This window comes from Actinokineospora sp. NPDC004072, assembly GCF_053604195.1.
Map to the genome: position 1 here is coordinate 54,940 of NZ_JBSGHB010000010.1, position 16,677 is coordinate 71,616.

Annotated in this window: 15 protein-coding genes; 12 read left to right on the forward strand and 3 right to left on the reverse strand. The window is 74.0% G+C overall.

What is annotated here, in order from left to right; genetic code table 11:
• Positions 1–20: 20 nt before the first annotated feature.
• The 10 genes from ACWEPX_RS16985 (at position 21) to ACWEPX_RS17030 (ending at position 12,843) form a co-directional block, all read left to right on the forward strand.
• Positions 21–1,817 carry a methylmalonyl-CoA mutase family protein gene (locus tag ACWEPX_RS16985; protein WP_451898114.1) on the forward strand — a complete coding sequence of 599 codons (1,797 nt, stop codon included), beginning with the start codon at positions 21–23 and terminating at the stop codon, positions 1,815–1,817.
• Complete coding sequence (scpA, locus tag ACWEPX_RS16990) at positions 1,814–3,994, forward strand: methylmalonyl-CoA mutase (protein WP_451898115.1); 2,181 nt, start codon at positions 1,814–1,816, stop codon at positions 3,992–3,994. The genes ACWEPX_RS16985 and scpA overlap by 4 nt, the downstream gene beginning before the upstream one ends.
• The gene (gene meaB / locus ACWEPX_RS16995; protein ID WP_451898116.1) at positions 3,987–4,970 is read left to right on the forward strand and encodes a methylmalonyl Co-A mutase-associated GTPase MeaB; all 984 of its coding nucleotides are present in this window, start codon (positions 3,987–3,989) and stop codon (positions 4,968–4,970) included. The genes scpA and meaB overlap by 8 nt, the downstream gene beginning before the upstream one ends.
• A gap of 30 nt (positions 4,971–5,000) precedes the next feature.
• Positions 5,001–5,690 (forward strand): alpha/beta fold hydrolase, encoded by a 690-nt coding sequence (locus ACWEPX_RS17000; RefSeq protein WP_451898117.1) that lies wholly within the window; start codon positions 5,001–5,003, stop codon positions 5,688–5,690.
• Positions 5,691–5,725: 35 nt separating this feature from the next.
• Complete coding sequence (locus ACWEPX_RS17005) at positions 5,726–5,989, forward strand: hypothetical protein (protein WP_451898118.1); 264 nt, start codon at positions 5,726–5,728, stop codon at positions 5,987–5,989.
• 193 nt (positions 5,990–6,182) lie between these two features.
• Positions 6,183–7,487: a M20 family metallopeptidase gene (locus ACWEPX_RS17010; protein WP_451898119.1), complete on the forward strand. Its 1,305-nt coding sequence runs from the start codon at positions 6,183–6,185 to the stop codon at positions 7,485–7,487.
• 1,105 nt (positions 7,488–8,592) lie between these two features.
• Positions 8,593–9,027 (forward strand): YbaB/EbfC family nucleoid-associated protein, encoded by a 435-nt coding sequence (locus ACWEPX_RS17015; protein WP_451898120.1) that lies wholly within the window; start codon positions 8,593–8,595, stop codon positions 9,025–9,027.
• Positions 9,024–9,332 (forward strand): WXG100 family type VII secretion target, encoded by a 309-nt coding sequence (locus ACWEPX_RS17020; protein ID WP_451898121.1) that lies wholly within the window; start codon positions 9,024–9,026, stop codon positions 9,330–9,332. Before ACWEPX_RS17015 ends, ACWEPX_RS17020 begins: the two co-directional genes overlap by 4 nt.
• A 2-nt stretch (positions 9,333–9,334) precedes the next feature.
• Positions 9,335–12,577, forward strand: coding sequence for a glycohydrolase toxin TNT-related protein (locus tag ACWEPX_RS17025; RefSeq protein ID WP_451898122.1), 3,243 nt, complete (start codon positions 9,335–9,337; stop codon positions 12,575–12,577).
• Positions 12,574–12,843 carry a hypothetical protein gene (locus ACWEPX_RS17030; protein ID WP_451898123.1) on the forward strand — a complete coding sequence of 90 codons (270 nt, stop codon included), beginning with the start codon at positions 12,574–12,576 and terminating at the stop codon, positions 12,841–12,843. The genes ACWEPX_RS17025 and ACWEPX_RS17030 overlap by 4 nt, the downstream gene beginning before the upstream one ends.
• Here ACWEPX_RS17030 and hisN read toward each other — a convergent pair.
• Entirely contained in the window at positions 12,829–13,599 is a 771-nt protein-coding gene (hisN, locus tag ACWEPX_RS17035; protein ID WP_451898124.1) for a histidinol-phosphatase, read from the reverse strand. The two genes, ACWEPX_RS17030 and hisN, sit on opposite strands and share 15 nt — an antisense overlap.
• Positions 13,600–13,632: 33 nt before the next feature.
• Here hisN and ACWEPX_RS17040 point away from each other — a divergent pair, with 33 nt between their 5' ends.
• Together ACWEPX_RS17040 and ACWEPX_RS17045 are read left to right on the forward strand one after the other, a co-directional pair.
• On the forward strand, positions 13,633–14,307 hold the full coding sequence (locus ACWEPX_RS17040) for a response regulator transcription factor (protein WP_451898125.1): 675 nt from the start codon (positions 13,633–13,635) through the stop codon (positions 14,305–14,307).
• A 2-nt stretch (positions 14,308–14,309) separates the two neighbouring features.
• Positions 14,310–15,587, forward strand: coding sequence for an ATP-binding protein (locus tag ACWEPX_RS17045; protein WP_451898126.1), 1,278 nt, complete (start codon positions 14,310–14,312; stop codon positions 15,585–15,587).
• Here ACWEPX_RS17045 and ACWEPX_RS17050 read toward each other — a convergent pair.
• Both ACWEPX_RS17050 and ACWEPX_RS17055 read right to left on the reverse strand, forming a co-directional pair.
• Positions 15,584–16,090, reverse strand: a complete 507-nt coding sequence (locus ACWEPX_RS17050) for a GtrA family protein (protein WP_451898127.1) — start codon at positions 16,088–16,090, stop codon at positions 15,584–15,586. The two genes, ACWEPX_RS17045 and ACWEPX_RS17050, sit on opposite strands and share 4 nt — an antisense overlap.
• A 26-nt stretch (positions 16,091–16,116) precedes the next feature.
• On the reverse strand, positions 16,117–16,656 hold the full coding sequence (locus ACWEPX_RS17055; RefSeq protein WP_451898128.1) for a GtrA family protein: 540 nt from the start codon (positions 16,654–16,656) through the stop codon (positions 16,117–16,119).
• Between the last annotated feature and the right edge of the window lie 21 nt (positions 16,657–16,677).

Here is a 16,677-nt window from a genome sequence, read left to right on the forward strand (position 1 = left end):
TTTCCGTAGCATTGCGGGGCATGACAGCCGATGGCCTCGTTCTCGCAGGTGAGCACCCGGCGGCCAGCCGGGAGCAGTGGCGGGAGCTGGTCGCGGGGGTGCTGCGCAAGTCCGGCGCGGCGCTCGGCGACCAGCCGGTCGAGGCGGTGCTCGCCGCCCGGACCTACGACGGCATCGAGATCGCGCCGCTCTACACCGCCGCCGACGCCGCCCCCGCCGCGGGGATGCCCGGGTTGCCGCCCTACACCCGCGGCGCGCGCCCCGACGGGCACGTGCGCGGCGGGTGGGACGTGCGCCAGCGCCACGCCGACCCGGCGACCACCGCCGCGGCCGTCCTCGCCGACCTGGAGAACGGGGTCAGCTCGCTCTGGCTGGTGGCGGGCGGGTCCGGCATCCCGGTCGCCCGGCTGGCCGACGTGCTCGCCGACGTCCACCTCGACCTCGCCCCCGTCACCCTGGACGCGGGCGCGGAGTTCGCCGACGCCGCGGCCGAGCTGCTGCGCGTGCACGCCGAGAAGGGCGTGCCCGCCGCCGAGACCCGCGGCAGCCTGGGCGCCGACCCGATCGGCCACCAGGCGCGCACCGCGACGGCCCCCGACCTCGCCGCCGCCGCGTCGCTGGCCACATCCGCCGCCGAATACCCGAACCTGCGCGCCATCACCGTCGACGGCCTGCCGTACCACGACGCCGGCGGCTCCGACGCCCAGGAGCTCGGCGCCGCCATCGCCGCGGGCGTGGCCTACCTGCGGGCGCTGACCGAGGACCTGCCCGTCGCCCGCGCCGCCGAGCTGCTGGAGTTCCGCTTCGCCGCGACCGCCGACCAGTTCCTCACCATCGCCAAGCTGCGGGCCGCGCGCAGGCTGTGGGCGCGGGTCGGCGAGGTCAGCGGGTTCACCGCGCCGCAGCGCCAGCACGCCGTCACCGCCACCGCGATGCTCAGCCGCCGCGACCCGTGGGTGAACATGCTGCGCGCCACGCTGGGCTGCTTCGGCGCGGGCGTCGGCGGGGCGGACGCGGTCACCGTGCTGCCCTTCGACGCCGCCATCGGCCTGCCGGACGCCTTCGCCCGGCGCATCGCCCGCAACACCCAGTCGGTGCTGCTGGAGGAGTCGCGGCTGGCCGGGGTGATCGACCCCGCGGGCGGCTCCTGGTACGTCGAGCGCCTAACCGACGACCTCGCCCGCGCCGCGTGGGCGTGGTTCACCGAGATCGAGCGCCACGGCGGGATCGTCGCCGCGCAGGGGTCGGGCCTCGTCGCCGACCGCATCGCCGAGACCTGGGCGGCCCGCCGGGACAACCTGGCCCACCGCGTGGACGCCCTGACCGGCGTCAGCGAGTTCCCCCACCTGGCCGAGCAGCCGGTCGAGCGGCCCCCGGCCCCCGCCGCCCCGGCAGGCGGCCTCCCGGTGCACCGCTACGCCGAGGAGTTCGAGGACCTGCGCGACCGCTCCGACCGCGCGCTGGCCGCCACCGGGGCGCGCCCGCGCGTCTTCCTGGCCACCCTCGGCCCGGTCGCCGCCCACACCGCCCGCGCGACCTTCGCGGCCAACCTCTTCCAGGCGGGCGGCATCGAGACCCCCGCCGACGCGGTGGAGCGCTACGACGGCTCCGCGGTCGTCTGCCTCTGCGGGACCGACAATGCCTACGCGGAGCAGGCCGCCGACGCCGTCGCCGCCCTGCGCGCGGCGGGCGCGCGGAAGGTGCTGCTGGCGGGCAAACCGTCGGACGAGTACCAAGTGGACGGTTTCGTCCACACCGGCTGCGACGCCATCGCCGTCCTCCGCCAGATCCACGCCGACCTGGAGGTCCCGGCATGAGCATCCCCGACTTCAGCGGCATCGAGCTGGGCGAGCCCGCGCCGGTCGAGCCCGGCGCGTGGGCCGCCGCGCTGCAGGCGGCCACCGGCAAGGGCGCCGACGCGCTGGCCTGGGAGACCCCGGAGGGCATCCCGGTCAAGCCGGTCTACACCGCCGAGGACCTCGCGGGGCTGGACTTCCTCGACACCTACCCGGGCATCGCGCCGTTCCTGCGCGGCCCGTACCCGACGATGTACGTCAACCAGCCGTGGACCATCCGCCAGTACGCCGGGTTCTCCACCGCCGAGGAGTCCAACGCCTTCTACCGCCGCAACCTCGCCGCGGGCCAGAAGGGCCTGTCGGTCGCCTTCGACCTGGCCACCCACCGCGGCTACGACTCCGACCACCCGCGCGTGGCGGGCGACGTCGGCATGGCGGGCGTGGCCATCGACTCCATCTACGACATGCGCACGCTCTTCGACGGCATCCCGCTGGACAAGATGAGCGTGTCGATGACCATGAACGGCGCGGTCCTGCCCGTGCTGGCGCTCTACGTCGTGGCGGCCGAGGAGCAGGGGGTGGCCCCCGAGCAGCTCGCCGGGACCATCCAGAACGACATCCTCAAGGAGTTCATGGTCCGCAACACCTACATCTACCCGCCCCGGCCGTCGATGCGGATCATCTCCGACATCTTCGCCTACACCTCCCAGCACATGCCCAAGTACAACTCCATCTCGATCTCCGGCTACCACATGCAGGAGGCCGGGGCGACCGCCGACCTGGAGCTGGCCTACACGCTGGCCGACGGCGTGGAGTACATCCGGGCGGGCATGGGCGCGGGGCTGGACGTGGACCGCTTCGCCCCCCGGCTGTCGTTCTTCTGGGCGATCGGGATGAACTTCTTCATGGAGGTCGCCAAGCTGCGCGCGGCCCGGCTGCTGTGGGCCAAGCTGGTCAAGCGGTTCGAGCCCAAGTCGGCCAAGTCGCTGTCGCTGCGCACGCACTGCCAGACCTCCGGCTGGTCGCTGACCGCGCAGGACGTCTACAACAACGTCATCAGGACCTGCGTGGAGGCGATGGCCGCCACCCAGGGCCACACGCAATCCCTGCACACCAACGCCCTCGACGAGGCGCTGGCGCTGCCGACGGACTTCTCCGCGCGCATCGCCCGCAACACCCAGCTGGTGCTCCAGCAGGAATCCGGCACCACGCGGGTGATCGACCCGTGGGGCGGCAGCGCGTTCGTCGAGCGGCTGACCGCCGACCTCGCCGCCAAGGCGTGGGGCCACATCACCGAGGTCGAGGCCGCGGGCGGGATGGCCAAGGCGATCGACGCGGGCATCCCCAAGCTGCGCATCGAGGAGGCCGCGGCCCGCACCCAGGCCCGCATCGACTCCGGCCGCCAGCCGGTGATCGGGGTCAACAAGTACCGGCTGGCCGAGGACGAGCGCATCGACGTGCTCAAGGTCGACAACGCGGGTGTGCGCGCCCAGCAGATCGCCAAGCTGGAGCGGCTGCGGGCCGAGCGCGACGCGGGCGCGGTCGAGTCGGCGCTGCACGCGCTGACCCGGGCCGCCGAGGGCGGGGGCAACCTGCTGGAGCTGGCCATCGCGGCCGCCCGCGCCAAGGCCACCGTCGGCGAGATCTCCGACGCGCTGGGCAAGGTGTGGGGACGCCACGCCGCCCAGATCCGTACCATCTCGGGGGTGTACCGGGAAGAGGTCGGCCAGTCGTCCACAGTGGACTCCGCGCGGGCTGTCGTGGACGCCTTCGCCGAGGCCGAGGGCCGCCGCCCGCGCATCCTGGTGGCCAAGATGGGCCAGGACGGGCACGACCGCGGCCAGAAGGTGATCGCCACCGCGTTCGCCGACCTGGGCTTCGACGTCGACGTGGGCCCGCTGTTCTCCACCCCGGCCGAGGTCGCGCGCCAGGCCGTCGAGGCCGATGTGCACATCGTCGGGGTGAACTCGCTGGCCGCGGGCCACCTCACCCTGGTCCCCGCGCTGCGCGCCGAGCTGGCCGAGCTGGGCCGCGACGACATCATGATCGTCGTCGGCGGCGTCATCCCGCCCCAGGACTACGACGACCTGCGCGCGGCCGGGGCCGCGGCGATCTTCCCGCCCGGCACGGTGATCGCCGACGCGGCCGCCGAGCTGCTGGGCAAGCTCGCCGAGCAGCACGGGCACCGGCTTGGGTAGGACCGTCGACGTCGACCGGTACGCCGAGGGCGTGCTCGCAGGCGACCGCGGGCTGCTGTCGCGGGCGATCACCCTGGTGGAGTCGCGCAGGCCCGACCACCGCGCGCTGGCCCAGCGGCTGCTGGTCGAGCTGCTGCCGCACGCGGGCGGGGCGCACCGGGTCGGCATCACCGGCGTGCCGGGCGTGGGCAAGTCCACGTTCATCGACACCCTGGGCACCAACCTGACCGCCCAGGGCCGCAAGGTCGCCGTGCTGGCCGTCGACCCGTCGTCCACCCGGACCGGCGGCTCGATCCTGGGCGACAAGACCCGGATGGCGCGGCTGGCGGTGGACCCGGCGGCGTTCATCCGGCCCTCGCCCACCTCGGGGACGCTCGGCGGGGTGGCCAAGGCGACCCGGGAGACCATCGTGCTGATGGAGGCCGCCGGGTACGACACCGTCCTGGTGGAGACCGTCGGGGTCGGCCAGTCGGAGACGGCGGTGGCGAACATGGTCGACTGCTTCCTGTTCCTGACCCTGGCCCGCACCGGCGACCAGCTGCAGGGGATCAAGAAGGGCGTGCTGGAGCTGGCCGACGTCATCGCGGTCAACAAGGCCGACGGCGAGCACGCCCAGGAGGCCCGGCGCGCCGCCCGGGAGCTGGCCTCGGCGCTGCGCCTGATGCGCGACCCCGCCGCGAGCTGGACGACCCCGGTCCTGACGTGCAGCGGTGCGGAGAACATCGGCCTGGACGCGGTGTGGGAGCAGGTCCAGGCGCACCACCGGGCGCTCGCGGAGTCCGGCGAGCTGGCCGAGAAGCGCCGCCGCCAGCAGGTGGACTGGACCTGGGCGCTGGTGCGCGACACCCTGCTGACCCGGCTGCGCGAGCACCCCGGCGTCCGCGCCGAGGCCCCCGAGCTGGAGCGGCGGGTGCGCGCGGGCGAGCTGACGCCCACCCTGGCCGCCGAGCGGATCCTCGACCTGTTCGGCGGCTGACCTGTCGGGGCCGTGCGGTAGGTGTGGGGCATGACGCGGTTCGTGCTCGTCCCCGGCGCCGGTGGCGCGCCCTCGTACTGGAGCCGGGTGCTGCCCGGCCTGGTCGCCCGCGGCCACGAGGCCGTCGCGGTCGACCTGCCCGGGCCCGACCCGGACGCCGGGCTGCCGCAGTACCGCGACGCCGTGCTCGCCGCCCTGCGCGGCGACGACGTGGTGGTCGCCCAGTCGCTGGGGGCCTTCCCCGCGGTGATGGCCTGCGCGCAGCACCCCGTCGCAGAGTTGGTGCTGGTCAACGCCATGATCCCGGCACCGGGCGAGACCCCGGGGCAGTGGTGGGGCAACACCGGCTCGGAGGCCGCGCGCCGGGCCGCGGCGCGGGCGGGCGGCTACCCCGAGGAGTTCGACCTGGCCACCTACTTCCTCCACGACGTGCCGCCGGAGGTCCTGGGCGAGGACCGCGACGAGGCCGACATCGCCTTCGGCCAGCCGTGCGCGGTCGACGCTTGGCCCGCCGTGCCCACCCGGGTGATCGCCGGGGCGCACGACCGGTTCTTCCCGGTCGACTTCCAGCGCCGCCTGGCCCGCGAGCGGCTGGGGCTGGCCGCGGAGGTCGTCCCAGGTGGGCACCTCAACGCCCTGTCCCGACCCGATGAGCTGATCGAGCTCCTGCTCGCGGATCATGCGATCGGCCTACCCGCGGCGGGGCGACCACCGGGCTAGGCTTGGCGTGATCACCGCCGTCACCTGGAGGTCGCGTGTCCCGCCTGCTGGCCGCAGCGCTGCTCGGCGTCACCCTGCTCGGCGCCGTGGCGCTCGGGCCGACCGCGACGGCAGCGCCCGCCGAGCGCCCGGTCGCGCAGCAGACGACCACCGCGCCGCCGGGGCCGACGCTGAACCCGCCGACCGAGGGGGACGCCGCCGACTCCCGGCGCAAGGTCGTCTTCACCGTGACCGCGCTCGTCCTCGTCGGACTCGTCGTCTACGGCAACCGGGTGCGGCGCAAGCGGGCCAAGAAGTAGCCCTGCGGTTCACCGGCCGATCGTCTTGATCAACAGACCAGTCGGGACGAAGCCCGCGCCGCCGCTCACCGCTTCGACGATGCCGTCCGGCAGCCCAGGATGCGAAATCGCGGCGATGTCAGCGGGCCATGGTGCACTATTGACTGCAAATGAGCAGCGGAACCACGTCTCAGCAGGTCACTGGAGGGGTCGCGTGACAGTGTTGGAATCGCGGCCCGACATGCCCGCAGACCCGGGTCGAGGAGCCCGCGGAGGGCGGTCCACCGTGCTGATCACACCGACGGGCGTCAGTATGCCCGGTGTGGACGATCTAGGAGCAGGACGCGGACCGGCCTGGCTGGACGACTGGCTGGCGGCCAACACCGCCGACGTGCTCGCCTGGTTCCGGCACATCCACGCCCACCCCGAGCTGTCCCGCCGGGAGTACGCGACCACCGAGCTGGTCGCCGGGCTGCTGAAGTCCTACGGCCTCGAACCGCGGCTGCTGCCCGGCAACACCGGCCTGATCTGCGACATCGGCGAAGGCGACCGCTGCGTGGCGCTGCGCGCCGACCTCGACGCCCTGCCGATGGCCGAGGACACCGGCCTGCCCTACGCCTCCACCGCGCCCGGCGCGGCCCACAGCTGCGGCCACGACGCGCACACCGCCATCCTGCTGGCCACCGGCATCGCGCTGGCCTCCGGCCCGCCGCTGCCCGGCCGGGTCCGGCTGATCTTCCAGCCCGCCGAGGAGGTCATGCCCGGCGGCGCGCTGGAGGTCATCGACGCGGGCGGGCTCGACGGCGTGCAGCGCATCTTCGGCCTGCACTGCGACCCGCGCGTCGAGGTCGGCCGGGTCGGCACCCGGGTCGGCGCGATCACCTCGGCCACCGACCTGCTGGAGCTGCGGCTCACCTCGCCCGGCGGCCACACCTCCCGCCCGCACCTGACCGCCGACCTGGTGCACGCCCTGGGCAGCGTCATCACCGGCCTGCCCGCCCTGCTGTCCCGCCGCGTCGACCCGCGCTCGGGCACCGTCCTGGTCTGGGGCGCGGTCCACGCGGGCGAGGCGCCCAACGCCGTCCCCCAGGAGGGCGTGCTGCGCGGCACCCTCCGCACCGGCGACCACGACGTCTGGGTGGACCTGGAGCCGCTGGTCGCGGGCCTGGTCCAGGCCCTGCTGGCCCCCACCGGCGTCGGCTTCGAGCTGCAGCACCGCCGCGGCGTCCCCCCGGTCATCAACGAGCGCGAGAGCACCCAGATGCTCCGCGCCGCCATCGAGACCGCTCTCGGCGAGGACGCCCTCGCAGGCACCAAGCAATCCTCCGGCGGCGAGGACTTCGGCTGGTACCTCGAACACGTCCCCGGCAGCTTCATGCGCCTAGGCGTCTGGGACGGCGAAGGCCCCATGCGCGACCTCCACCAACCCACCTTCCAACTAGACGAACGAGCCCTCCTCACCGGCATCCGCGTCATGACCCACACGGCCCTGACCGCCCTCACCTGGCCCACCACCTGAAACCCGCTTGACACGTCGAACGCCTGATCGATAACTTGCTCGACGTCTAGGTCGGGTTGTCCCCCGAGGTGGGCGGGGCTTCGCCCCTTTGTCCCTGCGCCCGCGAGCGCTATCAGCAGGCTGTAGAGCTACTGCGGTGTCGCCGGGCAAGCGGTTCAACCCCACCTATCCGTCCCCACCCATCCGTCAGGCACCGCAGCGGGATCAGACAAGCACCCCAGCGGGTGCGTCCGCGCCGCGAGCTGGCACGAACAGCCGCCCCCCGGAACGCGGCCGCCCTCCGGCAGGTGACCCGGCGCATTTCGAGCAGGCCACCTCGCCCTGCTTAAACTCCGCCTCGCCCCCGCCTGCGCCCCTCCTCCGTGCCGACACCAGCTCCGCCCTGCCCAGCGACCACACCACCGCCGAACCGCAGCCGCGCGACCCCGGCCCTCACCGCGTCTGCGAACGCCCCACGCCCGACGACGCTAGCCGTCGCCGGCGACCAGCGCTCCGCATCGAGATCGACACGCTGTCCCCGCACGTGGGTGCAGTCCTCCGCGCGGACGCTGACCGTCACCGGCACGCTCACCAACACCGGCGCCATCTCCGAGGTCGACCTGCGTGCAACTCGGCACCGAGGCCGGTCCGCGAGGCGATCACCATCACCGACCTCGTCGCCAGCTCATCGACCGCGTATCCCCGCAGGCCACCTCCCCCTGCTCGAACTCCGCCTCGACGCCCCGCCCGCGCTCCTCCTCCGCACCAACGCCGTCCGACACCCGCCCGCGCTCCCCCTCCGCGCCGACACCGCCCGACACCGACTCCGACCTGCCCGGCGACCCACCACTGCCGAACCGCAAGCGCGCGACATCTCCGGTCGCCGGAAACTCGGTTGACACGTCGAACGTCTGATCGATAGCTTGCCCGACGTCTAGGTTGGCTTGTCCCCCGAGGTGGGCGGGGCTTCGCCCCTTTCCCGGCCCACGAGCGCGGTCGGGGCGGTCTCGCTGGCGGGACAGGGGCCACGCTCCCGTGTGGTGGGTTGGAATCCGCGGAACCGGTGGGGTGGCCCGGTCGTCCAATGTGCGACCGGAGTCTGTCCGGCTGATCGGCGGAGGTGGCGATGGGTGCCGAGCATCGGGCCCAGGTCGATGAGCTGCTCGCGGGGTACCGGCGCAGCCGCGACCAGTTGGCCGAGGTGCACCGGATCCTGGGCGCGGTTGCGAAGTCGGCGACCAGCGCGTGCGGGACGGTGACGGCCACGGTGTCGGCCTACGGGGCTCTCGTCGGGCTGACCATCCGGGACGACGCCTATCGCGTGCACCAGCCGTCCGCGCTGGCCGGGGTTGTGGTCGGGGTCGTGGGGGATGCGGCCGGGTTGGCCGCGCGGGCCGCCGATGAGGTCATGGCCCCGGTGCTGCCCGCCGGGACGGACCCGGCGGCGCTGCGCCGCGGCACGGCCGATCTGACCGCCGCCGAGCTGGCCCCGCCGGTCGAGGAGTTCGACTTCGAGCGCGCCACCTGGCTGGAGTCCGACGAGCGGGGAGACGCCCGATGACCGACGGCTTCCGCGTCGACACCGACGGCCTCGCCCGCCGCGCGGGCGAGTTCTCCGAGCTGGCTGCCCGCGCGGGCGCCATCCACCGCGACCTCGCCGACCGCCTCGCCGCCCTCGGCGGCTGCTGGGGCGACGACGCCGTCGGCGCCAGCTTCGCCGCCGCGCACGCCCCCGGCGCGGAGGCGACCCTCGGCGACCTCGACGCGCTGCCCGGCAGGCTGGGCGAGGTGGGCGGCCGATTCGCCGACACCGCCGCCGAGTACGAAGCTGCGGAGACCGACAACGTCCAGGCCATCGGGGAGTAGCGATGGGTATCGAACTGCCCCTTGAACTCGCCGAGGTCGCCGCCGCCACCGGCGTCGCCTGGCCGCAGGCCGACGAGGACCGCATGCGCGAGGCGGCCGCCGCCTGGCGCGAGGCCGCCGCCCGGATGACCACCCTCTCCGGTGACGCCGACGCGGCCGCCAGCGCTGCCCTCGGCACCTTCGCAGGCGACGCCGCCGACGCCGCCCGCGCCCACTGGTCTGGCTTCGTCGGCCCCGACGCGGGTCACCTGACCGTCACCGCCCGCGGCTGCCTCGCCGCCGCCGACCGCCTGGAACGCGCGGCCGACCAGGTCGGCGCGGCGAAGGTGGAGATCGTCCGCAACCTGGTCGACCTCGCCCGCAACACCCAGGCCGCCCGTGCCGCAGGCACCCCGACGGCCCTGCTGGGCATCGACACCGCGGTGGCGGCGACCTCGGCGAACATCGCCGCGGTGACCGACACGCTGGTCAGCGCGGTAGCCCCCAACGGCCCGGACGTGACCTCGGTCCGCCAGGTGGCCAACGCCAGCCCCGGCGCCCGCCTGCCCGTCGACCCCCGCGGAGCCGACCCCCGCCCGGCAGCCCCGCTGATCGGCGCGATCACCGTCCCCGGCAGCTCCGCCGCCCCTCTAGGCGACACCACCCGCGGCTACACCGATGCGGTGGGGAACGCAGGCCCTGCCGCCCCGGGCGGCGTCACGCGCGGTTTCACGGATGCCGCTGCCGGGCCCGCCGGCCTGACCGATGCGCTGGGCAATGCGACGCGCGGTGTCACCGACGCGGGGAACGCTGCTGGCGGGCCTGCGGGGCTGACGGACGCGCTGGGGAATGTCACGCGAGGCTTCACGGATGCGGCGGGGAACGCCGCCGCTGGACCTGGCGGCTTGACCGATGCCCTGGGCAATGCGACGCGGGGTTTCACTGACGCAGCGGGGAATGCCGCCGCTGGACCTGGCGGCTTGACGGATGCGCTCGGGAATGTCACGCGGGGCTTCACCGACGCGGTAGGGAATGCCGCTGCTGGTCCTGGTGGCCTGACGGATGCGTTGGGCAATACGACGCGGGGCTTTACCGACGCGGTGGGGAATGCGGCTGCTGGTCCTGGCGGTCTGACGGATGCGTTGGGCAATGCGACGCGGGGCTTCACTGACGCGGTCGGGAACGCTGCTGGTGGGTCCGGTGGGCTGACGGATGCCCTGGGGAATGTCACGCGGGGCTTCACGGATGCCGTGGGGAATGCCGCTGGTGGTCCTGGTGGTCTAACGGATGCGTTGGGTAATGCGACGCGGGGCTTTACCGACGCGGTGGGGAATGCCGCTGGTGGGCCCGGTGGGCTGACCGATGCGTTGGGGAATGTCACGCGCGGGGTCGGCGAGGGGGTGGGGAACGCCGCTGGTGGTGTGGTTGATGCGGTGGGCAAGGCGGTGGCTGGTCCCGGTGGCGTGACCGATGCGGTGGGGAACGCGGCGCAGGGCGTCGCGGATGTGGTGCGCGGGGAGGCCGTCGGTGGGGTGGAGAATGCCGCTCGCGGGATGACCGATGCGGTGGTGGACACCGCTGGAAATGCGGCGCGCGGGCTGGCGGATGCCGTTCCCGGGGCCGTCGTCGGACCCGCCGACGAGTGGGCGATGGACCTGCCGACCCCGCCCGCGGGCATGCCGGTGGTCGACTCTGCCGTGCACGCCGCCTCCGCAGCCGTCCTCGACGCGCCGCAAGCGCCCGTGGCCCCAGGCCAGCCGCAGCCCGCCGCACCCGCGGCCCCGCTCACCACCGCCAACCCCGCCGCGCTCGGCACCCCAGGCACCGCCGCGGCCCCCCTATCCGGCCCCACCCCCTCCGGCGGCCCGACCCTCCCAGGCCCCCGCGCCCACCCCGGCACCCTCCCACCCACCGACACCCGCCCCGCCGACCAACGCCCCTCCGACCGCTCCACCCCCCAACGCCCCACCGAAGCCCGCCCAAGCGACCCCCGAACCGACCCCCGCTCCAACGACCCCCGCACCGGCGACAGCCGCAGTGGCGACCACCGCGGCGGCGACAACCGCAGCGCGGACGAACAAGCCGCCGACCAACTCGCCGCGGACGAACTCGCCGAGGGCCAACTCGCCGAGGGGCAGCCTGCTGCCGATCAGCTCGCCGTGGGCCAGCCTGCTGCGGATCGGCCTGCTGCCGACCACAGCGCCCTTGACCAGCGCGCTATAGATCCGCGAGTTGTAGACCAGCGTGCGATGGACGGGTGGGCTGCCGGTCCGGCTGCTGTGGACCAGCATGCCGCCGATCAGCGAGCCGCAGACCATCGCGCCGCTGATCAGCGGGCGGCGGAGCAGTGGGGGGCTGATCAGCGTGCGGCTGGTCAGGCGGGTGCCCACCAGTGGGCCGAGCAGTGGGCGGCAGGCGATCAGCGCGACGCTTGGGTCGCCGATCCGTGGGGGCAGCCCTCAAGCGATCAACCCGACGCAGTCGGCCTCGCCATCCCCATCGCAGGCATGGGTGGGGTCGCAGTGCGGGAGCAGCATCCCGCGCCCCGGCACAGCGATGGGAACCAGCTCGCCCGGTTGCCCGGCGTCTTCGCGGGCGCGGCGATCGGGGAGGCGGATCGGGACGCGCTGTCGTTGTTCCTGTTGCATCTGTTCCCCATCGGCTACCTGCCGCAGGTCGCTGATGAGCCGCATGAGCAGTTGCCTGCGCCGCAAGCCGAGGTGGACTACGCAGCCGGGTTGCGGTTCCCGCCGGAGGACCACCCCGACGCCCGGCTCGTCGATGCCACCACCCCCGCCCCGGTCACCCGCACCGAAGGCACGGACCCGGCGCACCTCGCCGAGGGGTACGACCCGCTCGGCGGGCTGCACGAGCGGGACTGGGACCGGCGGTTCCTCGTCAAGGCAGCCGACGGCGCCCGCCGGGCCGAGTACGCCTGGCCGCCGGGGGAGCAGTACCCCGAGGGCGGGGCGGCGCACGGCGAGCCCGTGGTCCTGCAGCCGGGGGCCGTCGTCGACCGCCTGGGCACCCCCGAGGGCCGCGTCTTCGCCCCCGACGGCACGCCCTTCGCCGAGCGGTCGCTGCCGCCGGACCACCTGCGGGCGCTGCGCCGGTACCGGGTGGCGCGGCCGCTGCCGGTGTGGCGGGCGGCGTCGGCGCCGTGGTTCGGGCAGCGCGGCGGCGGCATCCGGCTGCGCACGACCCGCTCGGCCGTCGAGCTGGTGGCGCTGGGGTACCTGGTCGAGATCACGGAGGACGGGCAGTGAACGCCGAAACCATCGCCGAGTGGCTGCGCGCGGTCGGCGTGCCCGAGCAGGTCGTGTCGATCGGCGCCGAGGTGGACAACACCTGGTGCCTGCTGCGCGACCCCGCGGGCGACGCCTGGGAGGTGTTCTGGCGCGAGCAGGGCAACCGCTACGACTGGGCCCGGTTCAGCAACGAGCAGGTCGCCTGCCACTACCTGTTCGGCCGCCTGGTCTGGTCCCAGGTCGTGCGCGGCGCGGTGGGGGTGCTGCCGTCAGCGGCGAAGTAGGTCGAGCACGGCGTCGTGCAGCAGGCCGTTGGTCGACAGCGCCGAGCCGCCGTCGAAGCGGGCCGCGCCGCCGAGGTCGGTGAAGCGCCCGCCCGCCTCCTCGACGATGACCTGGACCGCGGCGACGTCCCACGGGTTGACCACGGCCTCCGCGGCCACGTCGATCGCGCCCTCGGCGACCAGGCAGTGCGACCAGAAGTCGCCGAAGGCGCGGTTCTCCCAGCAGGCGTCCACCAGGTCGAGGTACTTCTCCCGCGAGTGGTGCTCCACCCACGTCCCCAGGTGCGTGGTGGACAGGTAGGCGTCCGGCAGCGCGGCCACCGCCGACACCGACATCCGCACGGCCTCGCCGCCCGCGCCGACCCACGCGCCGTGGTCGCGCGCGGCGAACCAGCGCCGCCCCAGCGCGGGCGCGCTCACCACGCCCACCACCGGCACGCCGTCCTCCACCAGGGCGATGAGCGTCGCCCACGCTGGTACGCCGCGCAGGAAGTTCTTGGTCCCGTCGATCGGGTCCAGCACCCAGGTCCGGCCCGCCCCGACGGCCCCGCCGCGCTCCTCGCCCGCGACCGCGTCGCGCGGGAACTCCGCGGCGATCAGCGCCCGGACCGCGTCCTCCACGGCGGTGTCGGCGTCGGTGACCGGGGTGCGGTCCGGCTTGCGCGTGACCACCAGATCGCGCGCCTGGAAGCGGGTGACGGTGATCTCGTCGGCCGCGTCGGCCAACCGGATGGCGAAGTTGAGGTCGCGGGACACGCCCGAGATCGTGTCACGCCTACGCTGGGGGGCGTGAGCGTGGTGCTACTGGCCGAGGACGACACGGCCATCGCCGAACCGCTGTCCCGGGCGCTGCACCGGGAGGGCTACGACGTCGTGGTCGTCGGCGACGGCCACCGGGCGCTGGACCTGGCCAGCGCGGGCGGCCTCGACCTCCTGGTGCTCGACCTCGGCCTGCCCGGCCTGGACGGGCTGGACGTGTGCAGGCGGCTGCGGGCCGCGGGGCGGAGCATCCCCGTGCTGATGCTCACCGCCCGCGCCGACGAGGTGGACTTCGTCGTCGGCCTCGACGCGGGCGCGGACGACTACGTGGCCAAGCCGTTCCGGCTGGCCGAGCTGCTGGCCCGCATCCGGGCGCTGCTGCGCCGCCAGGCCCCGGGCGCGATCGAGGTCAACGGCGTGCGGATGGACCTGGCCGCGCGGGTGGTGACCGTCGACGGCGTCGAGATCAACCTGGCGAACAAGGAGTTCGAGCTGCTGCGCGTGCTGATCCAGCGCGCGGGCCAGGTCGTCACCCGCGAGGAGATCCTGTCGGAGGTGTGGAGCGACCCCGAGCTCAAGGGCAGCAAGACGCTGGACATGCACATGTCCTGGCTGCGCCGCAAGCTCGGCGACGTCGGGCCGCGGGTGGCCGAGCGGCGCATCGCCACGGTCCGCGGGGTCGGCTTCCGGTTCAACGCGGACTAGGCGTGCGCCGCCGCATCCTCCTGGCGATCATGCTCGCGGTGCTGGTGACCGCGTGCACGCTGGGCATCCCGCTGGGCTACACCGCGCTGCAGATCGTCGAGCAGATCACCCGCGACGACCTGGCCGCCCGCGCCCAGGGGATCGCCACCCGGCTGGACGACGAGATCGCGGGCGGGCGCCGGGTGGAGCTGCGCAAGGTCGCCGTCGCCGTGCCCGAGGGCGGGCGGCTGGAGGTGACCCTGCCCGGCCAGGGCGAGCGGTTCCTCGGCCCGGCGATCGTCGGCGACGCCGTGACCGAAGAGGTGTCGATGGTGCAGCAGGGGGTGGTGCGGCTGTCGGTGTCGGCGGGGCCGATGCGCACCCGGCAGACGCAGGTCGCCCTGCTGGTGGCGCTGGTGATCGTGACGACGGTGGGCATCGGCGCGGTGGTGGCGACGGTGACCACGCGGCGGCTGGCCCGGCCGCTGCGGCACGTCGCCGACCGGGCCAGCAGGCTCGGCGCGGGCGACTTCCGGCTCGACAGCACCCGCTACGACCTGGCCGAGCTCGACTCGGTCGCCGACGCGCTCGACACCTCGGCCACCGCGCTGGCCCACCTCATCCAGCGCGAGCGCGACCTCGTCGGCGACGTGTCCCACCAGCTGCGCAGCAGGCTCACCGCCCTGCAGCTGCGGCTGGAGAACCTCGCGGGCGCCCCGGACGAGGAGACCGCCAGCGAGGCCCGCGCGGGCCTGGCCCAGGCCGACCGGCTGGCCGAGGTGCTCGACGAGCTGCTGGCCGCCGCCCGGGTGGCCCGCGCGGGCGGGGCCGAGCCGGTCGACCTGGCCCGCGAGCTGACCGCGATCGCCGAGGAGTGGCGCAAGCCGCTGCGCGTCGACGGCCGCACGCTGCGCCTTCGCCTGCAGCCCAACCTGATCGTGCGCGCCACGCCCGCGCGGCTGCGCGAGGCGATCGGGGTGCTGCTGGACAACGCGCACCGCCACGGCGGCGGCACGGTCACCCTGACCGCGCGGGTCAGCGGCGAGACGGTGGTGGTCGAGGTGGCCGACAACGGCCCGGGCGTGCCCGACGAGCTGGCCCCGCACATCTTCGACCGGGGCGTCTCCGGCGCGGGCTCGACCGGGCTGGGCCTGGCGCTGGCCCGGGCGCTGGTGGACTCCGACGGCGGCAGGCTGGAGCTGTCGACGGCCAAACCGGCGACGTTCTCGGTGTTCCTGCGGATGCCGCGCGCGGGCGACTTCACCGGGGTGAGCTGGCCTGCCGAGAAGATCCCGCGCTAGTCGTAGCTGCGGTGCTCGCGGAGCTGGTCGGGGAAGACCCACTTGCGGAAGCCCCAGAACCGGAAGCCGGTCGCCAGCAGCATGCCGATGATGGAGCCGCTGATGAAGTCCGCCGTCTCCTGCACCAGCAGGCTCACGTGCGGGGTCTCCAGGTCGAGCACGTAGCGGGACACGTACGGCGGGATCAGGTTGATGGCCACGCCGCAGCCGCTGATGAGGAAGAACAGCGCCGCCTCGTGGTGGCGCTCCCGGCCGCCGCGGGAGCGGAAGGACCACTCGCGGTTCAGGATGTAGGACACGATCGTGGCGATGATGACCGCGATCGCCTTGGCGGTGACCGGTTTGTCCCCCAGGACGGTGAACTTCAGCAGGTACCAGATCGCGTTGTCGATGACGAACGTCGTGCCGCCGACGATCCCGAACTTCAGCAGCTCGCGGTGCTTGAGCAGCACCCGGCGCAGCGGCTCGGGCACCCTGGCGAGCACGGACTCGACTACGGACACCGCCGCAGTCTACGGAAAGGCGCTAGTCAGGCAGCGCGTTCAGTGGGACCGGTCACCGCGCGCAACCTGCGCACGGCTCGCACGTCCGCCTGCGGGAACACCCACTTCTTGAACGCCCACCAGCGGAACACCATCGCCAGCAGCGTCCCCAGGACGATGCCGGAGGCGAAGTCGGCGATCTCCTGGGTGAACCGCGACACCTCGGGCACCTTCAGGTGCAGCAGGTACCGCGAGACCGCCAGCGGCGCGGAGTTGATCGCCACCCCGATGCCGCTGATGAGGAAGAACAGCGCCGCCTCGTGCGGGCGCTCCCGGCCGCCGCGGGTGCTGAACGACCATTCGCGGTTGAGCACGTAGGACACGATGGTGGCGATGATGACGGCGATCGCCAGCGCGGTCACGGGGTTGTCGGTGAGCACGGTGAGCTTGAGGGCGTAGTTCACCGCGTTCGTCACCACGAAGCACACGCCCCCGACCACGGCGAAGCGCAGCAGTTCGCGGTGCTTGGTCAGAGCGGCCCGGACCGGCTCCGGCAGGCGGGCCAGCACGGTCTCGACGACGGCCATGTGGGCGGAGTCTAACCAGCC